26 protein-coding genes are annotated in these 25,696 nt (G+C 65.7%); 10 read left to right on the forward strand and 16 right to left on the reverse strand.

The window, feature by feature from the left end:
* Positions 1-6 precede the first annotated feature (6 nt).
* The 8 genes from ACG3SL_RS06800 to ACG3SL_RS06835 form a co-directional block, all read right to left on the reverse strand.
* Complete coding sequence (locus ACG3SL_RS06800) at positions 7-1,404, reverse strand: hypothetical protein (RefSeq protein ID WP_448664379.1); 1,398 nt, start codon at positions 1,402-1,404, stop codon at positions 7-9.
* Between the two features lie 36 nt (positions 1,405-1,440).
* A complete protein-coding gene (locus ACG3SL_RS06805; protein WP_448664380.1) occupies positions 1,441-2,010 on the reverse strand; it encodes a CHAP domain-containing protein in 570 nt (189 codons plus the stop codon).
* Positions 2,011-2,102: 92 nt separating this feature from the next.
* On the reverse strand, positions 2,103-2,951 hold the full coding sequence (locus tag ACG3SL_RS06810; protein WP_448664381.1) for an AAA family ATPase: 849 nt from the start codon (positions 2,949-2,951) through the stop codon (positions 2,103-2,105).
* Between the two features lie 38 nt (positions 2,952-2,989).
* Positions 2,990-3,652 carry a DUF6975 family protein gene (locus ACG3SL_RS06815; RefSeq protein ID WP_448664382.1) on the reverse strand — a complete coding sequence of 221 codons (663 nt, stop codon included), beginning with the start codon at positions 3,650-3,652 and terminating at the stop codon, positions 2,990-2,992.
* Positions 3,653-3,853: 201 nt separating this feature from the next.
* Positions 3,854-5,881: an RNA polymerase sigma factor RpoD gene (rpoD, locus tag ACG3SL_RS06820; RefSeq protein WP_448664383.1), complete on the reverse strand. Its 2,028-nt coding sequence runs from the start codon at positions 5,879-5,881 to the stop codon at positions 3,854-3,856.
* 43 nt (positions 5,882-5,924) lie between these two features.
* Complete coding sequence (dnaG, locus tag ACG3SL_RS06825) at positions 5,925-7,799, reverse strand: DNA primase (RefSeq protein WP_448664384.1); 1,875 nt, start codon at positions 7,797-7,799, stop codon at positions 5,925-5,927.
* A 4-nt stretch (positions 7,800-7,803) separates the two neighbouring features.
* Positions 7,804-8,214 carry an endonuclease domain-containing protein gene (locus ACG3SL_RS06830; protein ID WP_448664385.1) on the reverse strand — a complete coding sequence of 137 codons (411 nt, stop codon included), beginning with the start codon at positions 8,212-8,214 and terminating at the stop codon, positions 7,804-7,806.
* Positions 8,215-8,271: 57 nt separating this feature from the next.
* Complete coding sequence (locus tag ACG3SL_RS06835; RefSeq protein WP_448664386.1) at positions 8,272-8,724, reverse strand: GatB/YqeY domain-containing protein; 453 nt, start codon at positions 8,722-8,724, stop codon at positions 8,272-8,274.
* A 140-nt stretch (positions 8,725-8,864) separates the two neighbouring features.
* Between ACG3SL_RS06835 and carA the strand changes: the two genes are divergently transcribed.
* From carA to ACG3SL_RS06855, 4 genes are all read left to right on the forward strand, one after another.
* Entirely contained in the window at positions 8,865-10,034 is a 1,170-nt protein-coding gene (gene carA / locus ACG3SL_RS06840) for a glutamine-hydrolyzing carbamoyl-phosphate synthase small subunit (RefSeq protein ID WP_448664387.1), read from the forward strand.
* 226 nt (positions 10,035-10,260) lie between these two features.
* On the forward strand, positions 10,261-13,593 hold the full coding sequence (gene carB, locus ACG3SL_RS06845; protein WP_448664388.1) for a carbamoyl-phosphate synthase large subunit: 3,333 nt from the start codon (positions 10,261-10,263) through the stop codon (positions 13,591-13,593).
* An 80-nt stretch (positions 13,594-13,673) separates the two neighbouring features.
* Positions 13,674-14,150: a transcription elongation factor GreA gene (greA, locus tag ACG3SL_RS06850; protein ID WP_448664389.1), complete on the forward strand. Its 477-nt coding sequence runs from the start codon at positions 13,674-13,676 to the stop codon at positions 14,148-14,150.
* Between the two features lie 6 nt (positions 14,151-14,156).
* Positions 14,157-14,786 (forward strand): rhomboid family intramembrane serine protease, encoded by a 630-nt coding sequence (locus ACG3SL_RS06855; RefSeq protein WP_448664390.1) that lies wholly within the window; start codon positions 14,157-14,159, stop codon positions 14,784-14,786.
* A gap of 65 nt (positions 14,787-14,851) precedes the next feature.
* Here ACG3SL_RS06855 and ACG3SL_RS06860 read toward each other — a convergent pair whose 3' ends face one another.
* From ACG3SL_RS06860 to ACG3SL_RS06880, 5 genes are all read right to left on the reverse strand, one after another.
* Positions 14,852-15,082 carry a DUF4170 domain-containing protein gene (locus ACG3SL_RS06860; protein WP_448664391.1) on the reverse strand — a complete coding sequence of 77 codons (231 nt, stop codon included), beginning with the start codon at positions 15,080-15,082 and terminating at the stop codon, positions 14,852-14,854.
* Between the two features lie 72 nt (positions 15,083-15,154).
* Entirely contained in the window at positions 15,155-15,502 is a 348-nt protein-coding gene (locus tag ACG3SL_RS06865) for a hypothetical protein (RefSeq protein WP_448664392.1), read from the reverse strand.
* Positions 15,503-15,508: 6 nt separating this feature from the next.
* A complete protein-coding gene (locus ACG3SL_RS06870; protein WP_448664393.1) occupies positions 15,509-15,850 on the reverse strand; it encodes a DUF3618 domain-containing protein in 342 nt (113 codons plus the stop codon).
* On the reverse strand, positions 15,847-16,185 hold the full coding sequence (locus ACG3SL_RS06875) for a phage holin family protein (RefSeq protein ID WP_448664394.1): 339 nt from the start codon (positions 16,183-16,185) through the stop codon (positions 15,847-15,849). The genes ACG3SL_RS06870 and ACG3SL_RS06875 overlap by 4 nt, the downstream gene beginning before the upstream one ends.
* Before the next feature lie 13 nt (positions 16,186-16,198).
* Positions 16,199-16,729: a hypothetical protein gene (locus ACG3SL_RS06880; RefSeq protein ID WP_448664395.1), complete on the reverse strand. Its 531-nt coding sequence runs from the start codon at positions 16,727-16,729 to the stop codon at positions 16,199-16,201.
* A gap of 139 nt (positions 16,730-16,868) precedes the next feature.
* Here ACG3SL_RS06880 and eno point away from each other — a divergent pair, with 139 nt between their 5' ends.
* The 4 genes from eno (at position 16,869) to ACG3SL_RS06900 (ending at position 21,141) form a co-directional block, all read left to right on the forward strand.
* Positions 16,869-18,143: a phosphopyruvate hydratase gene (gene eno / locus ACG3SL_RS06885; RefSeq protein WP_448664396.1), complete on the forward strand. Its 1,275-nt coding sequence runs from the start codon at positions 16,869-16,871 to the stop codon at positions 18,141-18,143.
* Positions 18,144-18,199: 56 nt separating this feature from the next.
* On the forward strand, positions 18,200-18,517 hold the full coding sequence (locus tag ACG3SL_RS06890; protein WP_448664397.1) for an FtsB family cell division protein: 318 nt from the start codon (positions 18,200-18,202) through the stop codon (positions 18,515-18,517).
* Positions 18,518-18,701: 184 nt separating this feature from the next.
* A complete protein-coding gene (gene pdhA, locus ACG3SL_RS06895; protein WP_448664398.1) occupies positions 18,702-19,751 on the forward strand; it encodes a pyruvate dehydrogenase (acetyl-transferring) E1 component subunit alpha in 1,050 nt (349 codons plus the stop codon).
* Between the two features lies 1 nt (position 19,752).
* Complete coding sequence (locus ACG3SL_RS06900; protein WP_448664399.1) at positions 19,753-21,141, forward strand: pyruvate dehydrogenase complex E1 component subunit beta; 1,389 nt, start codon at positions 19,753-19,755, stop codon at positions 21,139-21,141.
* 48 nt (positions 21,142-21,189) lie between these two features.
* Here ACG3SL_RS06900 and ACG3SL_RS06905 read toward each other — a convergent pair whose 3' ends face one another.
* From ACG3SL_RS06905 to ACG3SL_RS06915, 3 genes are read right to left on the reverse strand one after another with little or no spacing between them, the layout of a single operon-like run.
* Positions 21,190-21,921, reverse strand: a complete 732-nt coding sequence (locus tag ACG3SL_RS06905) for a TadE/TadG family type IV pilus assembly protein (protein WP_448664400.1) — start codon at positions 21,919-21,921, stop codon at positions 21,190-21,192.
* Positions 21,912-22,499, reverse strand: a complete 588-nt coding sequence (locus ACG3SL_RS06910) for a TadE/TadG family type IV pilus assembly protein (protein ID WP_448664401.1) — start codon at positions 22,497-22,499, stop codon at positions 21,912-21,914. The genes ACG3SL_RS06905 and ACG3SL_RS06910 overlap by 10 nt, the downstream gene beginning before the upstream one ends.
* Positions 22,496-24,391, reverse strand: coding sequence for a TadE/TadG family type IV pilus assembly protein (locus ACG3SL_RS06915; RefSeq protein WP_448664402.1), 1,896 nt, complete (start codon positions 24,389-24,391; stop codon positions 22,496-22,498). The genes ACG3SL_RS06910 and ACG3SL_RS06915 overlap by 4 nt, the downstream gene beginning before the upstream one ends.
* 100 nt (positions 24,392-24,491) lie before the next feature.
* Between ACG3SL_RS06915 and ACG3SL_RS06920 the strand changes: the two genes are divergently transcribed.
* Positions 24,492-25,163, forward strand: a complete 672-nt coding sequence (locus tag ACG3SL_RS06920) for a squalene/phytoene synthase family protein (protein ID WP_448664403.1) — start codon at positions 24,492-24,494, stop codon at positions 25,161-25,163.
* A 62-nt stretch (positions 25,164-25,225) separates the two neighbouring features.
* Complete coding sequence (locus ACG3SL_RS06925) at positions 25,226-25,696, forward strand: histidine kinase (RefSeq protein ID WP_448664404.1); 471 nt, start codon at positions 25,226-25,228, stop codon at positions 25,694-25,696.

Raw genomic sequence — 25,696 nt, forward strand, 5'->3', positions numbered from 1 at the left:
CGCATTCTAGGGCCGTATTTCGTACAGCGTCCAGTGGGTGCCGGACAGGCCGATCGCGTGCGCCTGCGCGATGGGGACATAGTGGCGCCCGCACCGGATGCCGGCGGCGGGGGGCTCCTCGCCCTTGAAGCGATCGACGAACAGGAACCGGGCAGGGGGGCATTCGGCCTGGACGATCACCAGCGGATAGCGCGCATGCGCCGCCGCTGCCTCGAGCATCGCGAGGCCGGTGGACCGGTCGAGCAGGATGCGCGTGCCGCCGGGCGCGCGCACCTGTAGCGCGCGGATCGCCGCGCCGGGATCGCCGCGCTGGTTGCGGATCAGGGCGATGTCCTGGGTCACGCTGCCGATGGCGATCACCGCAAGCGCGATGCCTGCCGCGACCCGCCGTACGCCGCCGGCGCGCAGTCCGAGCCACAGCATCTCGGCAACGAGCATTAGCAGCGCGAGGCCTGCGACCAGATAATAGCGCGGGTGGCCGACATTGCCCGCGTGGAGCAGTGCCAGCATCACCGGAAAGGCGACGATCGCAAGGGCGTAGAACGCAAGCCGCCCGGCACCCGCGCCGCGCGCCAGGATGACCAGGATCACCGGCGCAGGCAGCCACCATAGCGTCACGATCGGCAGCCCCACGGCATAGCCGACCATCTCGACGATCGCGTGGAGATATTGCAGCCAGTCGAACGGGTCATAGCGGCCGAACTGGAAGCCGGTGCTGCTCGCAGCCGCAGCGCCCAGGACGATCCCGGCAACCATCGCCAGCGCGACGATGGAGGGCAACAGCAGTCGCAGCGTACCGGCAATCGCCCGCCGCAGCCCGTCGCGGTGCCACCGCGCGAAGAAAACCCAGCCCGCAACCGCGCAGAACCCGAAAAACATCGTCAGCTGCGCCAGCGCGCCGAGGAAGAAGCACAGGGCGAGCGCCGTCGCCGGGCTCCGCTCCGCCTCACCGGCGAGCGCGCGATCGACCAGCAATATCGCGGTCAGCAGCGCCAGCGTCATCGGCGCATAGCCGCGCGCTTCCGATCCCAGCGTGACCAGCAGGGGCGAGACCGCGAACAGCATCGCTGTCAGCAGCCCCAGCGCGCTGCTCCGACGCGCGCCGATCAGCCCGGCGATCAGGATCGCGGCGCTCCCGGTGACGATCGACAGCGCGCGCGACAGCATCGGCGGCGCGCCGAACCCCATCGCCTGCATCCACAGCGAGTTCAGGTGATGATTATTGTCGTGATTGATGTTGAGGAAAATGCCCAGCGGCGTTCCGGCATCGCGGGCAAGCACCGCCGACCATGCCTCGTCCAGCCACAGCCCGCCCTGTGCCGCAGCGATGCGCAGCGCCAGACCCAGCGCGACGATCGCACCGAGAAGTCCCCAGAATCGCCCGTCGGCCCGCCTGTCCCCCATGGCGCCGTCATGCGTCAGCGCAGGCGCTCGGGCAAGTTAGCGGACATAGGCGTCGATCAGCGAGCCCACATAATCGGGATGGCGCGCAGTCAGTTCGGGCGATGGCAGCGCCTTACGCACCGTCTTGCCGGCGGCCGGGTCGGGCGTGCCATAGATGAAGCCCTTGGCGGGATAGGTCGAGCTGCCGAGCCCCGCCCGGTCGCGATACCACACCTGCACCTGGCTCCAGTCGCCATCGGGCGAAACGTCGAATAGCGTCACGTCGCGCTCGGCATAGCCGCGCTCGCCGTCGAAGCGCGACCAGTTGGCGTGCGTCACCATCACCACCCGGTCTTCGACGATGCGGCTGACGACGGCGACATGGCCAAGGGGCAGGCGGGCCGTCTTCGCGAACACCAGCACTGCGCCGACGCGCGGCTGGCTGCCCCGCGCATAGCGTCCACGCGCCTGGTCCCACCAGGTCCAGGCATCGCCATAGATTTGAATACCCGAAGCGGCCCGGGCGAACGGCACGCATTCGCCCTTGTAATCGAGGAGAGAGGATGCGCTCGCCGGCGCCGCGAAAAGGGCGGCCAGGAACGCGGCTGTCCAAATCAGAGTACGCATGTTGGGTACCAGTTACAGGGTACCCCCCCGATGTTCGGGGTATAGGGATCAGGTTAAAGGCGGGTTAACGTCGTTGACCCGCGTCCTGCGCGTCACTTGCCCTGCTGGCGCTTGGCCATGAACGCCAGCCGCTCGAACAGCATCACATCCTGTTCGTTCTTGAGCAGCGCGCCGTGGAGCGGCGGGATCGCCTTGGTCGGGTCGCGCGACTGGAGCACGTCGAGCGGCAGCTCCTCGTGGAGCAGCAGCTTCAGCCAATCGAGCAACTCGCTGGTCGACGGCTTTTTCTTGATCCCCGGCACGTCGCGGATATCGTAGAATATCTCCATCGCCTTGCTCACCAGGATTTTCTGGATGCCGGGGAAATGGACGTCGATGATCGCCTGCATCGTCTCGCGATCGGGGAACTTGATATAGTGGAAGAAGCACCGGCGCAGGAACGCGTCGGGCAGTTCCTTTTCGTTGTTCGACGTGATGACCACGATCGGGCGTTCGGCGGCGCGCACCGTTTCGCCGGTTTCGTAGACGTGGAATTCCATCCGATCGAGCTCCTGGAGCAAGTCGTTCGGGAACTCGATATCCGCCTTGTCGATCTCGTCGATCAGCAGCACGGGCAGGCGCGGCGACGTGAATGCCTCCCACAATTTGCCCTTGCGAATATAATTCGCGATGTCGTGGACGCGCGCATCGCCCAGCTGGCCATCGCGCAGCCGGGCGACCGCATCATATTCGTACAGGCCCTGTTGCGCCTTTGTCGTGGACTTGACGTTCCATTCGATCAGCGGGGCGCCCACGGCCTTGGCGATCTCGTACGCCAGCACGGTCTTTCCGGTGCCGGGTTCGCCCTTGACGAGCAAGGGACGCCGGAGCGTGACGGCCGCGTTGACCGCGACCTTCAGGTCCTCGGTCGCGACATAGCTTTGGGTGCCTTCGAAGCGCATGGACGGATGGTAGAGGGGCAGGGCCCCTAAACGCAAGCTCAGTGCGCGCGAGCACCTGCGCGTGCTTCGAGCAGGCTCCACAGGCCGCGATGCTGGGCAAAGACCTGTTGCGCGCCGAACAGCATCGCGCGCTCCATCGCACCCTCGCGTGCCAATGCGTCGATGACGCTGACGGTTTCCTCGTTCGGCGGGAGCCGTAGCGGCGGCGGCTCTACGCCCAGTCGCTCGGCCGCGCCGTCGAGCACGGCGCGGATCGTCACCCAATCGATCGCGAGGGCGATCGCTGCGCCGGCGGCGCAGCCTGCGCGGTCCGATTGCGAAAGCATGTCGAGCGCATGGCGCTGTGCAGCGGCGGCGGCCTCCGACTCGGCGTGGCCGGGCGTGCTGGGCATCGGCCCCGCTGCCGCGACGATGCGGACGAGATAGGCACGCTCGCTCACGAATGCCTCGGCGGAGGCCTCGAGCCAGCTGCGCTCCAGCCCCAGCCGGGCATGGTCGAGCGCGTGGTCGATCACGCCGGGATGGCGGCCATGCAGCATGCAGATATAGTGGGCGGCATCGGCAAGGTCGCGCAGCGAGCCGAGCGGGCCGGCAAGCCCGCGCAGATAGCGGTGATTGGCACTCCCGTCGGACGATGCGAGCGTCGCCATGGCGCCCCAGGCTCCGTCCGAACGTGCGATCTGTGCGGTATCAAACGGCATAGGCCCCCCAATCGAGCAAAGCACCGCCGCCATGACGGGCACCTCTTGATGCAACTCAGGGTTATACCGAAGCACGTAAAGACGTGGTTTACACGAAATTTACCGGTCGCTGGCGACGAAGCGTGCAATGACGTCGCCGAAAAGACAAAACCCCGGGCGCGTACCCGGGGTTTTGTTGTCGATACTGCTGAGCAGAAGTGCTTACTGGTCGAGGAAAGACCGCATCTTGCGGCTCCGGCTCGGGTGCTTGAGCTTGCGCAGAGCCTTGGCCTCGATCTGGCGAATACGTTCGCGAGTGACCGAGAATTGCTGGCCTACTTCCTCAAGCGTGTGATCGGTATTCATGCCGATGCCGAAGCGCATCCGCAGCACGCGCTCCTCACGCGGGGTGAGGCTCGCCAGGACGCGGGTGACCGTTTCCTTGAGGTTCGCCTGGATCGCCGCATCGACCGGGATGATCGCGTTCTTGTCCTCGATGAAGTCGCCCAGGTGGCTGTCTTCCTCGTCGCCGATCGGCGTTTCGAGGGAGATCGGCTCCTTGGCGATCTTCATCACCTTGCGCACCTTTTCGAGCGGCATGCTCAGCCGTTCGGCCATTTCCTCCGGCGTGGGCTCGCGGCCCTGCTCGTGGAGGAACTGGCGGCTGGTGCGGACCAGCTTATTGATCGTCTCGATCATGTGCACCGGAATACGAATGGTGCGCGCCTGATCGGCGATCGAGCGCGTGATCGCCTGACGGATCCACCAGGTCGCATAAGTGCTGAACTTGTAGCCGCGGCGATATTCGAACTTATCCACCGCCTTCATCAGGCCGATATTGCCCTCCTGGATGAGATCCAGGAACTGAAGCCCGCGATTGGTGTATTTCTTAGCGATCGAGATCACGAGGCGGAGATTGGCCTCGACCATCTCCTTCTTCGCGATACGCGCCTCGCGCTCGCCCTTCTGCACCATGTTGACGATGCGGCGGAACTCGACCAGCGACATGCCGGTTGCCTGGGCGATCTCGGAAATCTCGATGCGGATGCGATCGACGGCGCCGGCTTCGTTCTCGGCGAACGCCTTCCACTTCTTGTCGAGCTTTTCGACCGAAGGGATGAAATTCTCGTCCAGCTCGTGATCGACATAGCGATCGAGGAAATCCTTGCGGCTGACCTTGTGACGCTCGGCGAGGCGCAGCATCTGGCCGCCCAGCGCAGTGAGGCGCCGGTTGAAGCTGTAGAGCTGATCGACGAGATATTCGATCTTCGCCTGATGGAACTGGACGCTCTCGACTTCGGCGGTCAGCTCTTCGCGCAGCTTCTGGTACTTGCGCTCGTCGGCGGTCGACAGTTCGCCGCCGGCCGACATCGCGTCGAGCCGCTGCTGCTGGACCTTGGCGAACTTCTTGTAGATCGACGTGATGTTGGCGAACTTCTCAAGCGCCTGCGGCTTGAGCTGTTCTTCCATCTGCGCGAGGCTGAGGGTGTTGTCCTCTTCCTCATCGTCCGACGGGCGCGGCGTGCGGCGCTCGGTCATGCCGTCTTCATCGTCGTCGGCGGAGGCCTCTTCGGGCTCTTCCTCTTCCTTGAACGACGGGCCGGCGGTCTTTTCGGAAATCTCGCCGTCGCCGCCATCCTCGTCGTCGGTCAGGCTTTCGGGCGCAGGGTCCTTCGACAGCATGGCGTCGAGATCCAGGATCTCGCGCAGCTGCATCGTGCCTTCGTTCAGCGCATCGGACCAGCCGATGATCGCGTTGAAGGTAATGGGGCTTTCGCACAGCCCCAGGATCATCGTGTCGCGGCCGGCCTCGATCCGCTTGGCGATGGCGATTTCGCCCTCGCGGCTGAGCAGCTCGACGGCGCCCATTTCGCGCAGGTACATGCGGACGGGATCGTCGGTGCGATCGACCGTCTCTTTCTTCTTGACGATTTCGAAGGCCTGGCCGTCGTCCTTGTCTTCGGCGTCGACTTCCTCGGGCGTGTCTTCCTCGGGCTCGGCGTCTTCGCCGGCGTCCTCGTTCTCGACGACGTTGATGCCCATGTCGTTCAGCGCCGACATGACATCCTCGATCTGCTCGGAGGACATCTGGTCCTGTGGCAGCATCTCGTTGAGCTGGTCGACCGTGATATAGCCACGCTTCTTAGCGCGGGCGACAAGCTTCTTCAGCGTGCCCTCGTTGAGGTCGATAAGGGGGGCGTCACCCGCTTCACCCGTGTCGGTGACGTCGCCCATCGGTGCCTTGGCCATCAATTACCCTCGAAAATCTGATGGCGGCTATTTTACAGCCGCCCTAATCGTCAAAAACTTCCTCTTCCGCAAGCATCAGATTTGCAAGCCGTGCCTGCAGCTCCTGACGCTGGCGCGAAAGCGCCACCTGGCGGGTGAACGCTTCCTCCGATCCATCACGGCTGAGCGCCGCCGTGGCCTCCGCCAGCGCGGCATCCACCACGGGCTGAGTCACCATGACGGCGATCGCCTCGTTCAGGTCGTCACACGCCCTTTCCACATCGGCATCGTGCCGCGTGAAGGAAAAAGGCAGCGTGTCGGCCCGTAACAGGTCGCTCGCAACAGAATCGAAACCGGACCGGGCCAATATGGTGAGGACTTTGCCGCTATCAAGCTGCCGGTCGGCCATCGCGACGTCCACCACTGCCTCGAACAGCTTGCCCAGTGCCCCGGAGGCGGCGCGCAGGCTGCCCAGCACTTCGATATGGCGGGCGATCTCGGCCGGGTGGCGGATAAGCCCTGCCAGCACTGCCTTGGCCAATATGGGGTCGAGCCCCCCGGCCTGCACCGCGCGGACGATCACCGAAGGCGGCGCCTCGGGCGGCTTCCACGGGCCCTTCTGGCGACCCCGCGCGGGTGCACGCCCGCCGCCGCCGCGCTGGGGCGAGAAATCGCGGGGGCCGCGGGCGAACAGCTCGTCGAAGCGGCGGCGGAACTCGGCGACATATTCGCTGCGGACGCTGGGCTCGGCGATCGTGCCGGCCAGTTCGCCGAGCCTTTGCTTGAGCCCTGCGCGGGCCTCGGGCGTTTCCAGCGGCTCGGCGGCGACTTCGCTGGCCCATAGCCGATCGGCCAGCGGCTGCGCCTTGCCCAGCAGCGCCTCGAACGCGGCGCGCCCCTGGGTGCGGACCAGATCGTCGGGGTCGAGCCCCTCGGGCAGCGTCACGAACGCGAGGCTGCGGCCTGGCTGGATATGGGGCAGGGCGCGGTGCGCGGCGCGCAGTGCCGCCTTCTGCCCCGCCGAGTCGCCGTCGAAGCAGAGCAGCGGCACTTCGGCCATCCGCCACAGCCGTTCCAACTGATGCTCGGTCATCGCGGTGCCGAGCGGGGCGACGGCCTCCTCGAACCCGGCCTGCGCCAGCGCGATGACGTCCATATAGCCTTCGACCGCAAGCACGCGCCCGGTCTTGCGCGCCGCCGCCTGGGCGCGATCGAGATTGTAGAGCGTGCGGCCCTTGTCGAAGAGTGGGGTTTCGGGCGAGTTCAGATATTTGGGCTCGCCGTCACCGATCACGCGACCGCCAAACGCGATGGTCCGCCCGCGCGCATCGCGGATCGGGATCATCAATCGCCCGCGAAACCGGTCATAGGGGTCCTTGCCCTCGACCGAGATCAGCATGCCCGATTCGACCAGCATCGCGTCGCCATAGGATGCCAGCGCCTGCTTCAGCTTGCCCCGCGAATCGGGGGAAAAGCCGAGGCCAAAGGTACGCGCGGTCTCCGGCGTGATGCCGCGCCGCTTGAGGACCTCACGCGCCTCCGCGCCCTCGATCCCGTTCAGCCGCTCGGTAAACCAGGTCGCGGCGTCGCCCATAAGCTCATGCAGCCCCTTGGCCCGCTCGGCCTTTTCGGCGGCGCGGCGGTCCATTTCGGGCATGTCGAGCCCGGCGGCCTGGGCCAGTTCCTTGACCGCATCGATGAACGGCAGCCCGCGCTGCTCGGTCATCCAGCGGATGGCATCGCCATGCGCCGAGCAGCCGAAGCAATGATAGAAGCCCTTGTCGTCGTTGACGTAGAAGCTGGGCGTCTTCTCGCTATGGAACGGGCAGCAGGCGCGATACTCCCGCCCCGCCTTTTGCAGCTTCACGGTCTTGCCGATCAGCGTGGACAGCGTGGTGCGGGCGCGCAGTTCGTCGAGGAATTGGGGAGTGAGGGACATGGGGCTAGCTGCTCCCCCTCCCGCGAGCGGGAGGGGGCTGGGGGGTGGGCGCCCGCTCACCACGGGGTGAGGCGGCCGTAAGAATGGCCTGCAACACGCCCTCCATATTCAACGTCAAATCATTGTTCCAAAAGCGAAGCACGCGATAACCTTCAGCCTCGATCCGCCGCGTGCGCTCGGCATCGGCAGTGGTCCTCTCGATATGCTGGCTGCCGTCCAGCTCCACTACCAGCTTGGCCTTTCGACAGGCGAAGTCGGCGAAATGGCCGGCAATCGGCAACTGGCGCGTGAACTTCAGCCCGCCCAGCTGCGAACGCCGGAGCCGCGACCACAGCAGCGCTTCTGCGGCGGTCGGATCGTTGCGTAGTTCGCGCGCCCGCTCGGTAGGTCTGCCCAGCCGGAAGCGGGGGCCCACCCCCCGGCCCCCTCCCGCAAGCGGGAGGGGGAGCGCAGAGGCGTCCCCTTCATCCATTTACGACAGCGCCGCCTTCACCAGGCCACTCGCCTTGCTCATGTCCAGCGTGGTCGCGTGGCGGGCCTTCAGCTCGGCCATCACGCGGCCCATGTCCTTCAGCGTCGACGCGCCCAGTTCGGCCTTGATCGCCTCGATCGCGGCGGTCGTCTCGGCTTCGGTCATCTGCTGCGGCAGGAAGCGTTCGATCACTGCGACTTCGGCGGCCTCGGCATCGGCCAGCTCCTGGCGGCCGCCCTTGGTGTACATCTCGATCGACTCGCGGCGCTGCTTGACCATTTTCTGGAGCACTTCGACGACCATCGCGTCGTCCTCCATCGGCTGCGCCTTGGTGCGTTCCTCGATGTCGCGGTTCTTGATCGCGCTCTGGATCAGGCTGATGGCGGCGCGGGATTCCTTGTCCCCGGCCTTCATGGCCGCGATCTGGGCAGCCTTGATGTCGTCGCGAATCATGCGGTCTCTTTCGGTTTTCAGGTTAGCCGCGCACGATAGCCCGCCGGCGCAAAATTGAACAGGTTGACGGAAGCGCCCCCGGGGTCTAGCCGCCGCGACTTAGCGACATCGCAAACAACCCAATGGAGTGCCCGCCCCAAATGGCCGAAGCCAAACCCATGTCTGCGCCCGCCGGAGCTACCGGCGTTTTGGTATTGGCGTCGGGAGACGTGGTGTGGGGCCGTGGTTTCGGCGCCGAGGGGCAGGCGGTGGGCGAAGTGTGTTTCCACACCGCCATGACCGGCTACCAGGAAATCATGACCGACCCGAGCTTTGCCGGGCAGATCATCAATTTCACCTTCCCCCATATCGGCAATGTCGGCGCGAATCCCGATGACGTCGAGGCGAACGATCCCCATGCGCTGGGAATGATCGTCCGCGAGGACGTGACCGAGCCGAGCAACTTCCGCAGCACCGAGCATCTCGATGCCTGGATGGCGAAGCACCAGCGGATTGGCCTGTCGGGCATCGACACCCGCGCGCTGACCCGCCGCATCCGGCTGGGCGGCGCGCCGAACGGCGTGATCGCGCATTCCAAGGACGGAAATTTCGACATTCCGGCGCTGCTGGGAAAGGCACGCGGCTGGCCGGGGCTGGAGGGTATGGACCTCGCCATCACCGTGTCGTGCGAGACGCATTTCGGCTGGGAAGGCGGCGTGTGGAAGCTCGGCGCCGGCTATGACACCAGCCGGCCGGAGACCAAGCGCCCGCATGTCGTCGCGATCGACTATGGCTCGAAGCGCAACATCTTCCGCAATCTGGTGCAGGCCGGCGCGGACGTGACCGTGCTGCCCGCCACCGCGACCTTCGAGCAGGTGATGGCGTTCAACCCGGACGGCTTCTTCCTCTCCAACGGCCCGGGCGACCCCGCCGCGACCGGCGAATACGCCGTGCCGGTGATCCGCCAGCTGCTCGAGACCGGCAAGCCGCTGTTCGGCATCTGCCTCGGCCACCAGCTGCTCGGCCTCGCGGTGGGTGCGCAGACCACCAAGATGTTCCAGGGCCATCGCGGCGCCAACCATCCCGTAAAGCGCCTCAGCGACGGCGCGGTCGAGATCACCAGCATGAACCACGGCTTCGCAGTGCTGCGCGAGAGCCTGCCCGAGAATGCGCGCGAGACGCACGTGTCGCTGTTCGACGGGAGCAACGCGGGCTTCGAGTTGACCGATCGCCCGGCATTTTCGGTGCAGTATCACCCCGAGGCGAGCCCGGGGCCGCAGGACAGTTTGTACCTGTTCGAGCGGTTTGTGGGGATGATGGGAGAGGCATAATGGCAACAGTTCGGAACTTCGAAGTTGAGCAGGTGGACAACGCCCGACCTCACGACGAAGTCGAACTCGCTATTGTTCGTCTCGTCGATTGCGGTCGAGAGAAATTCATTCAGATAGACACGTACGGGCGAGAAACTCGGGAGCAGCCTCGAAAGCTCTCGCAGACAACGCGGCTTGACAAAGCTGCGTTTGAAAAGTTCGTCGAACTAGGACGTAAGCACTTCTAATGCCCAAACGCACCGACATCTCCTCCATCCTCGTCATCGGCGCTGGTCCCATCGTCATCGGTCAGGCGTGCGAGTTCGATTATTCGGGCACGCAGGCGATCAAGGCGCTCAAGGAAGAGGGCTATCGCATCGTCCTGGTCAATTCGAACCCGGCGACGATCATGACCGATCCCGAGCTGGCCGACGCGACCTATGTCGAGCCGATCACCCCGGCGATCGTCGCCAAGATCATCGAGAAGGAGCGCCCCGATGCGGTGCTGCCGACGATGGGCGGGCAGACTGCGCTGAACACTGCGCTGGCGCTGGCGAACGATGGCACGCTGGAGAAGTTCGGCTGCATCATGATCGGTGCGGATGCCGAGGCGATTGACAAGGCCGAGGACCGGCTGAAGTTCAAGGACGCGATGACCAAGATCGGGCTCGAAAGCGCCCGCTCGGCAATCGCGCATACCGAGGCAGAGGCTCTGGCCGCGCTCGAGCATGTCGGGCTGCCCGCGATTATCCGCCCCAGCTTCACCATGGGCGGCTCGGGCGGCGGCATCGCCTATAATCGCGAGGAATTCGTTGCGATCGTCCGCAACGGGCTCGACCTGTCGCCGACCACCGAGGTTCTGATCGAGGAATCGCTCCTCGGCTGGAAGGAATATGAGATGGAAGTCGTGCGCGATCGCAACGACAACGCCATCATCATCTGCTCGATCGAGAATGTCGATGCGATGGGCACGCACACCGGCGACTCTATCACCGTCGCGCCCGCGCTGACGCTGACCGACAAGGAATACCAGATCATGCGCAATGCGTCGATCGCGGTCCTTCGGGAAATCGGCGTTGAAACAGGCGGTTCCAACGTGCAGTTCGCGGTGAATCCGAAGGACGGTCGCCTGATCGTGATCGAGATGAACCCGCGCGTGTCGCGCTCCTCGGCGCTCGCGTCCAAGGCGACCGGCTTCCCGATCGCGAAGGTCGCGGCGAAGCTGGCGGTCGGCTACACGCTGGACGAGATCACCAACGACATCACCGGCGCGACCCCCGCGAGCTTCGAGCCGACGATCGACTATGTCGTGACCAAGATCCCGCGCTTCGCGTTCGAGAAGTTCAAGGGTGCCGAGAATACGCTGGGCACCGCGATGAAATCGGTCGGCGAAGTCATGGCGATCGGCCGCAACATCCACGAATCGATGCAGAAAGCGCTGCGCGGGCTGGAAACCGGCCTCAGCGGTTTCAACAATGTCGATCGGCTGGCGGGCGCACCGCGCGACGAGATCGAGGCAGCGCTGGCGATCCGCTCGCCCGACCGGCTGCTGATCGCGGCGCAGGCGCTGCGCGAGGGCTTCACCGTGCGCGAAGTGTTCGCGCTGACCGCGTACGACCCGTGGTTCCTCGAGCGTATCCAGGAAATCGTCGATGCCGAGGCGCAGGTTTGCGCCAATGGCCTGCCGCAGGACGCGGCGGGGCTGCGCAAGCTCAAGTCGATGGGGTTCAGCGACAAGCGGCTCGCCTATCTGGCGCTCAAATCGGTCAACATGCGCGCCGGCAGCGAGGCGATGGCGCGCAGCTCGGGCCTGATCGGCGAGATCGCCAATGCGATGTCGGGCGGCGTGACCGAGGCAGAAGTGCGCAAACTGCGCCACCGGCTGGGCGTGCGGCCCGTGTTCAAGCGGATCGACACCTGCGCCGCCGAGTTCGAGGCGAAGACGCCGTACATGTACTCGACCTATGAGGCGCCGAGCTTCGGCGAGCCCGAGAACGAGTCGAACCCGACGGACGCCAAGAAGATCGTGATCCTGGGCGGCGGTCCGAACCGGATCGGGCAGGGGATCGAGTTCGATTATTGCTGCTGCCATGCGTGCTTCGCGCTGGGCGATGCGGGCTATGAGACGATCATGGTCAACTGCAATCCGGAGACCGTCAGCACAGATTACGACACGTCGGACCGGCTGTATTTCGAGCCGCTGACCGCCGAGGACGTGCTGGAAATCCTGGAGGTCGAGAAGTCGAACGGCACGCTGGTCGGCGTGATCGTCCAGTTCGGCGGGCAGACCCCGCTCAATCTGGCGCAGGCGCTGGAGGATGCGGGCATCCCGATCCTGGGCACCAGCCCCGACGCGATCGATTTGGCCGAGGACCGCGAGCGCTTTGCCGATCTGGTCGCCAAGCTGGGGCTGAAACAGCCCGCCAACGGCCTGGCGCGCAGCCGCGAAGAGGCGATCGCCGCCGCCGACCGGATCGGCTATCCCGTGCTGATGCGCCCCAGCTATGTGCTGGGCGGCCGCGCGATGGAGATTGTCGATACGCAGGGGCAGCTGGAACATTATATCCAGACCGCCGTGCAGGTATCGGGCGAATCGCCGGTGCTGATCGACCAGTATCTGCGCGATGCGATCGAAGTGGACGTGGACGCCATCGCCGACGGCACCGATGTGGTCGTGGCCGGCGTGCTCCAGCATATCGAGGAAGCCGGCGTCCATTCGGGCGACAGCGCCTGCTCGATCCCGCCGTACAGCCTGCCGGCCGATATCATCGCCGAGATCGAGCGCCAGACCGAGGCGCTGGCCCGCGCGCTGAAGGTCAAGGGGCTGATGAACATCCAGTTCGCGGTGAAGGATGGCGAAGTCTATCTGATCGAAGTCAATCCGCGCGCCAGCCGCACGGTGCCCTTCGTCGCCAAGGCGATCGGCACCCCCATCGCCAAGATCGCCGCGCGCGTGATGGCGGGCGAGATGCTGGCCGACCTGCCGGTGATCGACCGCAACATCCCGCACATCGCGGTCAAGGAAGCGGTATTCCCCTGGGCGCGCTTCCCCGGCGTCGATCCGGTGTTGTCACCGGAGATGAAGTCCACCGGCGAAGTCATGGGAATCGATCGCGATTTCGCGACGGCCTTTGCGAAGGCGCAGCTGGGTGCCGGCACTGTGCTGCCGCTGGGCGGAACGGTGTTCGTCAGCGTCAAGGACAGCGACAAGCCGGTGGTGCTGCCGGGCGTCCAGATCCTGGCCGGGCTGGGTTTCCGCATCATCGCCACTGGTGGGACGGCGGACTATCTGGAGGAACACGGCATCGCGATCGAGCGCGTCAACAAGGTCGCGCAGGGCCGCCCGCACATCGTGGACCGTATCCAGGACGGCGGCGTCGACCTGATCTTCAACACCACCGAGGGTTGGCAGTCGCTGAAGGACAGCTCCAGCATCCGCGCAACCGCGATGGCGCAGAAGATCCCGTACTTCACCACGGCGCCTGCCAGCGTCGCCGCGGCACGGGCGATTGAGGCGCTTTCTGGGCAGGCGCTTGATGTTTGCCCGCTTCAGTCTTACTATTCGCATTCGCACAATTGATTTCTCCCAACCGGTGTTAGTGTGCGGGCGTCCCGAACGTGGGACGCTTGAGCGTTGGGACGTTTGAAGGACGAATGGGTATGGCGACCGTCGAAAAGATGCCGATGCTGGCAGAAGGCTATCAGACTCTCACCGAAGAGCTGAAACGTCTGAAAGCCGAACGCCCCTTGATCGTGGACGCGATCGAGGAAGCGCGCGCGCATGGCGATCTTTCGGAAAACGCCGAATACCATGCGGCCAAGGAGCGGCAGGGCCAGATCGAGGCGTCGATCGCCGACATCGAGGACAAGCTGAGCCGCGCGCAGATCATCGACCCGCTCGAACTGTCGGGCGACAAGGTGGTGTTCGGCGCGACCGTGACGCTGCTCGACGAGGACGAAAAGCCGATCCGCTACCAGATCGTCGGCCAGACCGAGGCGGATGCGAGCAAGGGCCGCATCTCGTACAACTCGCCGATCGGCCGCGCGCTGATCGGGCGCAAGGTGGACGAAGAGGTCGAGGTGTCGGTGCCGGCGGGCGACCGCTATTACCTGGTCTCGCAGATCGAGTTCATCTGACCTGCGATGCACCTGCCCCGGGGACGCTTCACTGACGCGCTGATCGCCGTCGCGGCTTTCGTCGCGCTGTTCGTGGTGCTTGCGATTGGCTCGCGGCAGGCGTTGGGGCAGTTCGGCTTCGCGCCGGTCGATTTCCTGGCCGGCGGGTGGCGGGACACGCCGCTGCTGTCCTGGACCTCGCCGCTGTCCTCGGCCTTTATCCCGCCGAACATCCTCGATGTCGTGTTCAACGGCGTGTTCCTGCTGATCGCGGGCCGTTTTGTCGAGCGCGCGATCGGCGGAGTTGGGCTGGGCGTGGTGTTCGTCGCGGGCATCTATGCCGGCGCGGCGGCGCGCCTCTTGCTGACGCCGGGATCGGGGATGGTGAGCGCGGGGCTGTCGTGCGGGCTGTTCGCCGCGATCGGCGCGTATCTGATGCTGTACGGCGTGCCACAGGCGCTGCCGGTACCCCGCCACCTGACGCGGGCGATCCAGATCGCGATCCTCGCGGGCTATTGGCTGGCGGTGCAGCTGGTATTTTCGCTGGTGGGCGGCGGGCTGGAGATTTCGGCCAGCATCGTCGGGCCGATCGGCGGGCTGATCGCGGGCATGCTGCTCGCGCGGCCCTTGCTCGCCTGGCACTATCGCCGGGCCTGAGCCGGCGCTTTCTTCGTTATCGATCGGGAAGGACAGAGGCGGGCGTTACACCCGCCTCCGATCGCTCACGCCTTGGGGGCGTTGGTCATGTCGGGTTCGAGCAGCCGGTGCAGGTGGACGACAACATACCGCATTTCCGCGTCGTCGACCGTGCGCTGCGCAGCGGAGCGCCACGCCTTTTCGGCCTCGGCGTAATCCGGGAAGATGCCGACCACGTCGAGCTTTGACGGGTCCTTGAAATCGAGGGTCTGGGGATCGCTGACGCGACCGCCGAAAACGAGATGTAGTTTGCTCATGGAGTCTCCTGGGGAGAGCGGTTTCCGCAGGCCTTAGCGGGTCTGCGGAAGCGCTCAAGCCCCCAAAAGCCCTTATCCGGCCTTTGCCGCGCTCTTGGCGGCATCCAGGATGTTGCCGAACAGCGCAGTGACGCGCTCCTTGGTGTCATCCTTGTTCGGCAGCAGCGCATCGACTTCCTGCTTGCCGGCTTCCTTCGCGGCCTGTGCTACCGCCGTCACGCGCTCGGCGAGCTTGCGGCCGACGGGCTCCAGCAACTCGCGCTCCTTGGCGAGACGCGGGAGCAGCGCGCCGATCAGCACGCCCAGCGCAATGCCGCCGGCGAGCAGCGCGATCGGATTGTCGCCAAGGTCCTCGATGACCTGGAGCGCCTTGCCCTGAGTGCTCTCGGACGTATCGGCGGGGGCGGGGGTGGTGGTCATTTCGGACTATCCTTTCTTCGCGGGTTTCGCGGGGCTCGTACGCTTGTCCAAACCATCGGTGGCGGGTGCGGTTTCATCGCGGTGGCGGCGTTTGAAGATGTCGCCGATCCATCCGCGCGCGAGCACCAGCCCGATCGTGCCGGCGATCGCGGCGACTGCCACGGGGCGCGTGCGCGCGATCTCGGCGCCCTTGCGCGCGGCGGAGGCGACGCCCTGCGCGGCGTTCTCCATCGCATCCTGGGCCAGATTGCTAGGATGCAGCTTGTCCTGCACCGCGCCGACCGTCGCGAGCAGGCGCGCGCGGGCGGCCTGTACCCGCGCTTCGGCGACGGAGACATCGGTGGTCATGGGCGATCCTTCAGCACGCGCTTGACCTGGAGCCAGGCGAGGCGGGCAGCCAGCGCCGCCAGCGCGCCCGTGACTCCGACGACGATCAGGGTTGCAAAGCCGGGACCGACCAGCGGCGAAAGCGTAAGCACCAGCCCGACGATCAGCGCGATGATCGCCGCCTGGGCCAGCCCGAGCGCCACCGCGCCGAGCCACAGGCTGTTGCGGACCTCCCGCAGCTTGGCGCGCGCGATGGCGTAATAATAGCCCAGCTCGGCGCGGGCCAGGCCCTTGCCGTCCTCGACCAGCTGGCCAAGCAGCGCGCCGATATTCTGGTCCGCGTCCGGTTCGCCCACCCCCATGCCCGCGTCAGGCGTCGGTGGGTTCGGCAGGCGCGGGCTCGGGCGCCGCATCGACGCTCGACTTGACCAGGCGCGCAAGCATGAAGCCCACCGCCGCGGCCGCGCCAACCGCCATCACCGGGCTCTTGCGTACGAAATCGGTGGTGCTGGCGATCAGGTCATCCACTTCCTTGCCGCGCAGCGAGTCGGCAAAGCCCGAGATGCCTTCGGCGGCGGAGCGTGCGTAGCGGCCATATTCGGCGCCAAGCTTCGCATCCACGTCGTCGGCGGCGCTCGCCATCATCTTGGCGACTTCATCCAGCGCGGAGGTCGCGCGGTCCTTGCCTTCGCCGGCATATTCGCGGGCCTTGTCCGCAGCCTGCGTGCCGAGCTTGCTCGCTTCGTCCTTCAGCGTCTGCGTCGCGGTCTTCTTCGGTTCCGCCGAATCCTTCGTGGTATCGAACATCGCGTCCGCCGGTGCAGCGCCCGCCGGATCTGCGGTGAAGGTTGCCGTATCGCCCGTTGCCGGGGTCGTGTTGGGGGTAGTTTCGTCAGCCATGCCGAATCCCTTTCCGTTTATTCCCCGAGAGAACCAAGGCGGCCATCGCCGGTTCCATCTGCAATCGTTGCCGCAGCGGCGACAAGGCGTTAGAGGCCCGTCGTCCCACCAATCTTACCCTAATTAGGGAGGCCGTTTCGTGACCGCAATCATTGACATCCACGCCCGCCAGATCCTCGACAGCCGGGGCAACCCCACCGTGGAGGTCGATGTCATGCTGGAAGACGGCAGCTTCGGCCGCGCCGCCGTGCCCTCGGGCGCGTCGACCGGCGCGCATGAGGCGGTGGAGAAGCGCGACGGCGACAAGACCCGCTGGCTGGGCAAGGGCGTGCAGGACGCCGTCGATGCGGTGAACGGCGAGATCGCCGAGGAAGTGCTGGGCCTCGATGCCGAGGACCAGGCCGACCTGGACCGCGCGATGATCGAGCTGGACGGGACCGCGAACAAGGGCCGGCTGGGCGCGAACGCGATCCTGGGCGTCAGCCTTGCGGCGGCAAAGGCGGCTGCGGATGCGCGCGGCCTGCCGCTGTATCGCTATGTCGGCGGCGTGAATGCGCATGTCCTGCCGGTGCCGATGATGAACATCATCAACGGCGGCGAGCATGCCGACAACCCCATCGATTTCCAGGAATTCATGATCGTGCCGGTCGGTGCGGAGAACATCGTCGAGGCGGTGCGCTGCGGCTCCGAGATCTTCCACACGCTGAAGGAGAAGCTGCATGAACAGGGCCTGGCGACCGGCGTGGGCGACGAGGGCGGCTTTGCCCCCAACATCGCATCGACCACCGAGGCGCTCGACTTCATCATGAGCAGCATCGAGGCGGCGGGCTACAAGCCCGGCGAGAACGTCATGCTCGCGCTCGATTGCGCGGCCACCGAATATTACAAGGACGGCGCCTATCGCATGGTGGGTGAGGGCAAGACGCTCACCTCGGCCCAGAACGCCGAGTTCCTCGCGAACCTGGCGGCGCAATATCCGATCTTCTCGATCGAGGACGGCATGGCCGAGGACGATTGGGAAGGCTGGAAGACGCTGACCGAACTGCTGGGCAAGAAGGTGCAGCTGGTGGGCGACGATCTGTTCGTGACCAACCCGACTCGCCTGAAGCGCGGGATCGAGGGCGGCTATGCCAACTCGCTGCTGGTGAAGGTCAACCAGATCGGCACGCTGACCGAGACGCTGGAGGCCGTCAGCCTGGCGCAGCGTTCGTCCTACACCGCCGTGATGTCGCACCGTTCGGGCGAGACCGAGGATGCGACGATCGCCGATCTCGCGGTCGCCACCAACTGCGGCCAGATCAAGACGGGCAGCCTCGCGCGCTCGGACCGGCTCGCCAAGTACAACCAGCTGATCCGTATCGAGGAAGAGCTGGGCGACGCGGCGATCTACGCCGGAAAATCCATCCTGAAGTGAGCGTTAGGTAGAAGTCGCGTCTTGCCAAATCGCGCTGGTTAAGCGAGATTCACCACATGACGCGCACTTCTCCGATCCGCACGCTGTTGCGCCGCGCCGGGCTCCCGGCGGCGGTGCTGATCGCCGTCGGCTTCTTCGGCTATAATGCCGTTTTGGGGCCGACGGGGCTCATCGCCACGCGCGAGATCCGTGCGGAGCTGGCGCAGAAGCATGTCGAGTTCGCCGCGCTCGAGAAAAAGCGCGCGGAGCTGAAGAACCGCGTCGACCTGCTCGATCCCCGGCGCGGGGTCGATCCCGATCTGGCGGACGAACTGACGCGCAAGCAGCTCAACGTCGTGCGCCCCGACGAAGTGATCATCCCGCTCGATCGCTGAGCCGCCGGCAACGCCAAATTCCGTAACGTCTGCAACCATATCGCGCGTCGGGACATCGCGTCCGTCGTGCGGCAATGATTCGTTTCGCAGGGCGACACCCCACCTCCGCGCGTTGCCGTTGCGTCCGGGCCGGAAACGCGCTTATAGGCTCGCCCCTGACCTCCCCCGGGCATGAGGATTTACTGTGGCCAAAGCACCGGCACGTACCGCACCTACTCCCCCAGCGATTCCCAATCGCGAGCGACCGGCCGAGCCGACGCGCTACACCGCGTCGAAGGAACAGCTGCTCGAATTCTACAAGCAGATGCTGCTGATCCGCCGCTTCGAAGAGAAGGCGGGCCAGCTCTATGGCCTCGGCTTCATCGGCGGCTTCTGCCACCTCTACATCGGCCAGGAAGCCGTGGCCGTCGGCCTGCAGTCCGCGCTGGACGGCGAGAAGGACTCGGTCATCACGGGCTATCGCGACCATGGCCACATGCTCGCTTACGGCATCGACCCCAAGGTGATCATGGCCGAGCTGACCGGCCGCGGCGCGGGTATCTCGCGCGGCAAGGGCGGCTCGATGCACATGTTCTCGACCGAGAAGAAGTTCTACGGCGGCCATGGCATCGTCGGCGCGCAGGTCTCGCTCGGCACGGGCCTCGCCTTCGCGCACAAGTATAACGAGGATGGCGGCGTCGCCATGGCCTATTTCGGCGACGGCGCCGCGAACCAGGGCCAGGTGTACGAATCCTTCAACATGGCCGAACTGTGGAAGCTCCCGATCATCTATGTGATCGAGAACAACCAGTACGCCATGGGCACCAGCGTCAACCGCTCCTCGGCCGAAGACCAGCTGTACAAGCGCGGTGAGAGCTTCCGCATCCCCGGCATCCAGGTGGACGGCATGGACGTCCTCGCCTGCCGCGGTGCTGCCGAAGAGGCGCTCGCCTGGGTGCGCGCGGGCAAGGGCCCGATCATCCTCGAGATGAAGACCTATCGCTATCGCGGCCACTCGATGTCCGACCCCGCCAAGTATCGCAGCCGCGAGGAAGTCCAGGCGGTGCGCGACAAGTCCGACCCGATCGAGGCGGTCAAGCGCGAGCTCGAATCGATGGGCGTCACCGAAGAGGTGCTGAAGCCCCTCGAGCAGGAAATTCGCAAGATCGTGAACGAAGCCGCCGATTTCGCGGAGCAGACGCCCGAACCCGATGCGGCAGAATTGTATACCGACGTGCTGGTGGAGTCGTACTGAGATGGCGATCGAACTGAAGATGCCGGCGCTTTCGCCCACGATGGAAGAGGGCACGCTGGCCAAGTGGCTCGTCAAGGAAGGCGACGTGGTGAAGTCCGGCGATATCCTTGCCGAGATCGAGACCGACAAGGCGACGATGGAATTCGAGGCCGTGGACGAAGGCACGATCCAGTCGATCGTGGTCGCCGAGGGCACCGATAACGTGAAGGTCGGCACCGTGATCGCGCTGATCGCGGGCGAGGGCGAGGAAGCCGAGCCTGCCGCGAAGGCGGAAGCCCCGGCGACGCAGGCCAAGGCCGAGGAATCGGACGCGCCGGCGCCCAAGAAGGCGGCAAGCGGCACCGAGAAGCTGGCCAGCGACAAGTCGGCGACCGTCGCCGACCCGGCAATTCCGGCCGGCACCGAAATGGTGAAGGTGACCGTCCGCGAAGCGCTGCGCGACGCGATGGCCGAGGAAATGCGCACCGATCCGCGCATCTTCGTGATGGGCGAGGAAGTCGCCGAATATCAGGGCGCGTACAAGGTGACGCAGGGCCTGCTCGACGAGTTCGGTCCCAAGCGCGTGATCGACACGCCGATCACCGAATATGGCTTTGCCGGCATCGGCACCGGCGCCGCGATGGGCGGGCTGCGTCCGATCGTCGAGTTCATGACGTTCAACTTCGCCATGCAGGCGATCGACCACATCATCAACTCGGCGGCGAAGACCAACTATATGTCCGGCGGCCAGATGCGCTGCCCGATCGTGTTCCGTGGCCCCAACGGCGCCGCGAGCCGCGTCGGCGCGCAGCACAGCCAGAATTATGGCCCGTGGTACGCCAGCGTCCCCGGCCTGATCGTGATCGCGCCCTATGACGCGGCGGATGCCAAGGGCCTGCTCAAGGCTGCGATCCGCAGCGAGGACCCGGTCGTGTTCCTCGAAAACGAGCTGATGTACGGTCGCCACTTCGAAATCCCGAAGCTCGACGATTACGTCCTGCCGATCGGCAAGGCGCGGATCGTGCGCGAGGGCAAGGACGTGACGATCGTGTCCTATTCGATCGGCGTGGGCGTCTCGCTCGACGCGGCGGAGACGCTGGCGGCCGAGGGCATCGACGCCGAAGTGATCGACCTGCGCACGCTGCGCCCGCTCGACACCGCGACGGTGCTGGAAAGCCTGAAGAAGACCAACCGCATGGTCGTGGTCGAAGAAGGCTGGCCGACCTGCTCGATCGCGTCGGAGATCATCGCCGTGGCGATGGAGCAGGGCTTCGACGACCTCGACGCGCCGGTGCTGCGCGTGACCAACGAAGACGTGCCGCTACCCTATGCCGCCAACCTCGAAAAGCTCGCGCTGGTCGATGCCGCGCGAGTCGTGGCTGCGGTGAAGAAGGTGACGTACAAGGGGTGATCGATACCCGGCGCTCTCCGGTCGGGGAGCGCCGGGCACTCCGCCCGGTCATTGGGTGTAGAGGTTGCAGGTCGATCGTGTCGCCGCAGGCGAGGGGTTATAGATCTGCGCAAAATCGCGATTATCGCGAACGATGAACGACGCAGTGTAATGCAGCCGCTGGGCGCCAGTGAACCAGCCGGTGCCGATGATCGGCGTGTAGAGATAATTAATCTCCACGAACATCACCCCGGATCCCGAAGGCGCATTCACCTTCGACCCCGTATCGCCCATTCCGGTGCTCGCGGCGGTTCCGGCATTGGCCTGGGTGTTGGTCGTCCCGGCCGCCGTGGTGGTGGTGCCATAGCTGGAATCATAACCGGTGCCGCGCTTCAAGCCGATGCATCGCTGCCAGTGAATCCGCTGCACCGGGGCGCTGTCATAGGATTGCTGGACGTTCTCTAGGCTGGACAGGATGATGCGGCCATTGGTCGTCAGGCCGATTCCGTCGCCTTGGGTGCGCGTGGCCAGCAGCACGTCGTTGATATCGACTTCGCGGAGCTGCATCGTCGCCAGGCTGCTGTACAGTCCGACGCGCGAGGCGTTGTCGGCGAGTTGCAGCGCAAGCTGGCTCACGCGCTGGTTGGTGATCGCCAGATGCGTCAACTCGACGCCCCACATCCCGGCGACCAGCAGCAGCGGCAGCCCGATCGCGAATTCGAGCAGCGAGACGCCGCGCGAATCCTGACGCAGCCGGTCGGCGCACGCTGCCGTGCTTTTGAGGAGCGGCGTCAATTGCATCGCGACACCACGGTCGGCACGGCCTGCGACTGATAGGGCTGGTTCTTGAGCAGCGTGGTGGCGCTCACCGATTGCTGCCGCGACCAGCCCAGCATCGTCGCGAGTGGGAAGATGCGGTTATAGGTGGCGGTCACGGTATACTCGGTCACGTCGTTCGCGCCGCCTTGGCCCATCAGTCCGGGGTCTGCGTCCCAGACCCGGTTGCCGTTGATGTCGTCATAGCATTCGCCGGTGTCGCGTACGCCATTGCCGTTGGTGTCGGTGAAGCGTTCGGGTGCCATGTTGGCATAGGTGGAATAGCTTTTGCGCGTGATCGCGAAGGTGGCACGCGGCGCCACGCCCGCGACCTTTGCCTTGACGCTGTTGTCGATCGTGGTGGTGTTGGCGGCCTCGATTCCCGAATCGCGCCCGGCCTTCTGCATCGCGCCTTCCAGCACCGCCTGGACATAGGACTGGTATGACAGGTCCATCATCCCGAGCAGCATCATCACCAAGACCGGCACGATCAGCGCGAATTCGATCGCCGACGTGCCGCGCCGTTCGGCAAGCAGCCGACGCAGGGGCGAGGGGAACGTCACTTCGATATCCGCAACAGCGCCACGCGCTTGGCGATCGACTGGAAGGCCGTGGTCAGCGAGGCGTTGTCGCTGGCATAATAGGATTGCCCGGCAGACGCACAGGTCTTCAGTTCGTTGGTCAGCGTCTGGCCGAACCCGACGACGAAGATCGAGATATTGCGCGCCTTCGCCGCCGCGCACTCCGCCAGGAAGCGGGCGTTGTGGTAATTCAGCTGCGTCGTGCTGCCGCACCCGGACTGGTAGCTGCCGTTGGTGACGCGCTTGTCGTAATTCTCGATGCCGTACATGCCGTACAGGCACGTGCTGGGCGACATGTCGCCATCGGTCATGAACACGATGAAACGATTGGGTTCTTTGCGACCGGGCCATGGCGCGGTGTCGGCCCTGAAGAGCCCGGTGGGCGAGAGCAGGCGGGTGCCCCAGATCATGCCGGTGTCGTGGTAGGTGCCGCCCTGTGGAACGAAATCGGTGGCGTTGACGTAATTGCTGACGTCGGTTTTCGACATCGTGCCCAGCCGGCGGACCGGCTTGCCACACGACACATAGCCATAGGCGACGTTGTTATAGAGGTTTAGCGCCGTGTAGGCCCCCAGCTGGGTCGTGGAGGTGTTGTCGCCATAGGGATTGGTGCTGGTTCCCGAATCGTCGGCATAGGTCGTGTTGCCGCGATAATAGACCACGTCGGGCCACATCGGGCGCCAGCGCGTATCGTCGTCCACGGGCACCAGATCGGGATCGAGATCGGCGGGCAGGCTGGTATAGTCGAAGCTCGACGACGCGGTGGTCTTGCGCTCCTCAAGACAGCCCTGCCATTTCGACGTGGCGCCGGTGATCTTGCTCGGATCGGTCACGGCGTTGCCCAGCTTGTACTGGCTCGTGTCGAACGTGACCGGCTGATAGCGCCAATTGGGCTTCACCGGCTGGGTCTTCACGACACAGGTGCCGCTATTCTTCGTGGTCCAGGTGACGGTAACAACATTCGCAGTGCCGGACGTCGTATAGCCGCTGGCCGGAGTCCTGCCGGCATAGGTGTTGCACGTCGCCAGGCTGGTCGACGTATAGGTATTGGACGAGGACCCGCCATTGTTCGCGTCGCCGATGATCGAGCGGCTGTTATAGGTCCATCGGTCGACGAAATAGGAGGGCGACAGCGCCGTGACGGCATAGCCTGCGTTAACCGTCGACGTGTAGGTCACGAAACCATAGCGGACATGCGTGGTCGGGTCGGCGGCCGCGGCCAGCGCGTCGTAGAAATCGAGCACGGCTTGGCGCAATCCGTCGATCTTCGACCCGGTCTTCTCGGTCACATAATAGCCGGTGGTCCCATCCGGGCGCGTATAGGTCTGGATCGACTGCGAGCAGCCGCCGGTCCCGTCGGCGGTGGTACAGGCCATCGATCCGGTGGTGTCGAGCACGAACATGATGTCGGTATCCGCGACGTCATAGCGGGCCTCGCACGTGACGGTGACGTCCATCGGGCTGAATCCCATCATCGACGTCAGCGTCATCGGCACCCGCGCCACGGCCGTCCCCGCCACCTGGCTGTCGGTGGTCTTGGTGGGCGTGAACGTCACCGACGTGACGCCGAACGTGCCGTTCTTGAAATTGTTCTGGAAAAAGGCGTTTGCCTGGGTGGTCGCAGTGGAATCCAGCGTCGTCGCGGTCGAGGAGGTCATGAACTTGCGCCCGGCGAGCGCTCCCGCGTCGCATGCCTGCTGCAACCGCGCCTTGACCATGTAGAGGCGCGCCGTATCGATCGCCGAGCCTGCAAAGGCGAGCAGCGGGATGAGCGCCAGCGCCATGATCGCCAGCGTGTTGCCGGCGGTATTGCGGCGCAGTTGCGCAAGAAACCCGTGGCTGCCCGCGCACCTGCCATCCCGATGGTCGGTCACGCCGCCCAAACTCCTTATTTGTTGCCGGATCGCCGGCACCGACGCCGTCTGCAGGCGCGAGGCGCTTTCCGCCGACGGACCTTCGCTCTAGGGAAAAAGGATGAATAGTTTGTTGCCCAACAGCCCCGAGCGCGGCCTGATCCTGTCCTATGCCCGCGCACCGGCCCGCGCGGGGCTCGCCGCGCTGCTGGCACTGGACGACGCGCTCGCACAGTTGCTGCGCACCACGCGGGAGCCGGCGCTGGGGCAGTTGCGGCTGGCGTGGTGGCGCGATGCCCTGGACAAGCTCGACCGCGAGCCACCGCCGGCGGAGCCGGTGCTGCAGGCGCTGGCCGCGCATGTCGTGCCGCATGGCGGCGGCGCGGCGCTGGTTCCGATCGTCCATGGCTGGGAAGTGCTGATCGAGGAGGAGCATCTGACGCGCGACGCGCTGGAGCGGTACGGCGTGGGGCGGGGCGCGCTGTTTGCCGCCGCCGGGCGCGTGCTGGGCGCCACCCCGCGCGATCCGCTGGTGCCGGCGGGGCGGGGCTGGGCGCTGACCGATCTGGCGCGAAATCTGGCGGATGCGGGCGAGGCGGCGGAGGCGCGCGCGCTGGCCGAGGCGGCGCTGGCAGAGGCGCTGGCGGTACGCTGGCGTCGCAATGCTCGCCCGCTGGGGGCGATGGCGCACCTCGCGCGGATGGACCTGGCGTTGGCGCCCGATGCGGCGGTGCCGGTGGGCGCGCCGGGGCGGGTGTTCCGGCTGCTGCGGCACAGGCTGACCGGGCGATAGGGCTTGGCCCCGGGAGGCGCGCGGGTTAGCCTGCGGGCATCAGGCGCTGAGGGGGCAAGGCGATGTGGCGGTATCTGGCGGGGGGCGCTGCGGTGCTTCTGTTGGGCGTGGCGGGGCTGTTCCTGTTCCGGGGCAGCGCGTCACCGGGCCCCACGCTGCCCGCCGCGCCGGTTGCGCTTGCCGCTGCGGCGCCGGACGAGGACCCGCTGCCCGACGAAGCCCCCAGCGCCAGCGCCAAGACCCGCGAGCAGAAGCGCTTCGATCGTTATGACAAGGATCGGAACGACGGCATCTCGCGCGAGGAATATCTCGCGTCGCGGCGCAAGGCCTTCGCCAAGCTCGACACCGACCATGACGGGCGGCTGAGCTTCGACGAATGGGCCGCGAAGACGATCGGCAAATTCGCCGGCGCCGATGCCGACAAGTCGGGCGTCCTTACCCGCGCCGAGTTCGCCACCACAGCGGTCAAGCGCAGCCCGGCACGGAAACCCGCCTGCGTCTGCGCGCCCGCCAAACCGGACGCCGAGGAGTAG

It is taken from the genome of Sphingomonas degradans, assembly GCF_053502645.1.

Coding starts and splice junctions, on each gene's coding strand:
- ACG3SL_RS06810 (WP_448664381.1), bottom strand. CDS start 2,951: ATGCGCTTCGAAGGCACCCAAAGCTATGTCGCGACCGAGGACCTGAAG.
- ACG3SL_RS06925 (WP_448664404.1), top strand. CDS start 25,226: ATGTGGCGGTATCTGGCGGGGGGCGCTGCGGTGCTTCTGTTGGGCGTG.
- carA (WP_448664387.1), top strand. CDS start 8,865: ATGGCCGAAGCCAAACCCATGTCTGCGCCCGCCGGAGCTACCGGCGTT.
- ACG3SL_RS06900 (WP_448664399.1), top strand. CDS start 19,753: ATGGCGATCGAACTGAAGATGCCGGCGCTTTCGCCCACGATGGAAGAG.
- ACG3SL_RS06905 (WP_448664400.1), bottom strand. CDS start 21,921: ATGCAATTGACGCCGCTCCTCAAAAGCACGGCAGCGTGCGCCGACCGG.
- ACG3SL_RS06800 (WP_448664379.1), bottom strand. CDS start 1,404: ATGGGGGACAGGCGGGCCGACGGGCGATTCTGGGGACTTCTCGGTGCG.
- ACG3SL_RS06870 (WP_448664393.1), bottom strand. CDS start 15,850: ATGACCACCGATGTCTCCGTCGCCGAAGCGCGGGTACAGGCCGCCCGC.
- ACG3SL_RS06920 (WP_448664403.1), top strand. CDS start 24,492: ATGAATAGTTTGTTGCCCAACAGCCCCGAGCGCGGCCTGATCCTGTCC.
- ACG3SL_RS06865 (WP_448664392.1), bottom strand. CDS start 15,502: ATGACCACCACCCCCGCCCCCGCCGATACGTCCGAGAGCACTCAGGGC.
- dnaG (WP_448664384.1), bottom strand. CDS start 7,799: ATGTCCCTCACTCCCCAATTCCTCGACGAACTGCGCGCCCGCACCACG.
- greA (WP_448664389.1), top strand. CDS start 13,674: ATGGCGACCGTCGAAAAGATGCCGATGCTGGCAGAAGGCTATCAGACT.
- ACG3SL_RS06890 (WP_448664397.1), top strand. CDS start 18,200: ATGACGCGCACTTCTCCGATCCGCACGCTGTTGCGCCGCGCCGGGCTC.
- ACG3SL_RS06835 (WP_448664386.1), bottom strand. CDS start 8,724: ATGATTCGCGACGACATCAAGGCTGCCCAGATCGCGGCCATGAAGGCC.
- ACG3SL_RS06805 (WP_448664380.1), bottom strand. CDS start 2,010: ATGCGTACTCTGATTTGGACAGCCGCGTTCCTGGCCGCCCTTTTCGCG.
- ACG3SL_RS06880 (WP_448664395.1), bottom strand. CDS start 16,729: ATGGCTGACGAAACTACCCCCAACACGACCCCGGCAACGGGCGATACG.
- rpoD (WP_448664383.1), bottom strand. CDS start 5,881: ATGGCCAAGGCACCGATGGGCGACGTCACCGACACGGGTGAAGCGGGT.
- ACG3SL_RS06815 (WP_448664382.1), bottom strand. CDS start 3,652: ATGCCGTTTGATACCGCACAGATCGCACGTTCGGACGGAGCCTGGGGC.
- ACG3SL_RS06860 (WP_448664391.1), bottom strand. CDS start 15,082: ATGAGCAAACTACATCTCGTTTTCGGCGGTCGCGTCAGCGATCCCCAG.
- carB (WP_448664388.1), top strand. CDS start 10,261: ATGCCCAAACGCACCGACATCTCCTCCATCCTCGTCATCGGCGCTGGT.
- ACG3SL_RS06855 (WP_448664390.1), top strand. CDS start 14,157: ATGCACCTGCCCCGGGGACGCTTCACTGACGCGCTGATCGCCGTCGCG.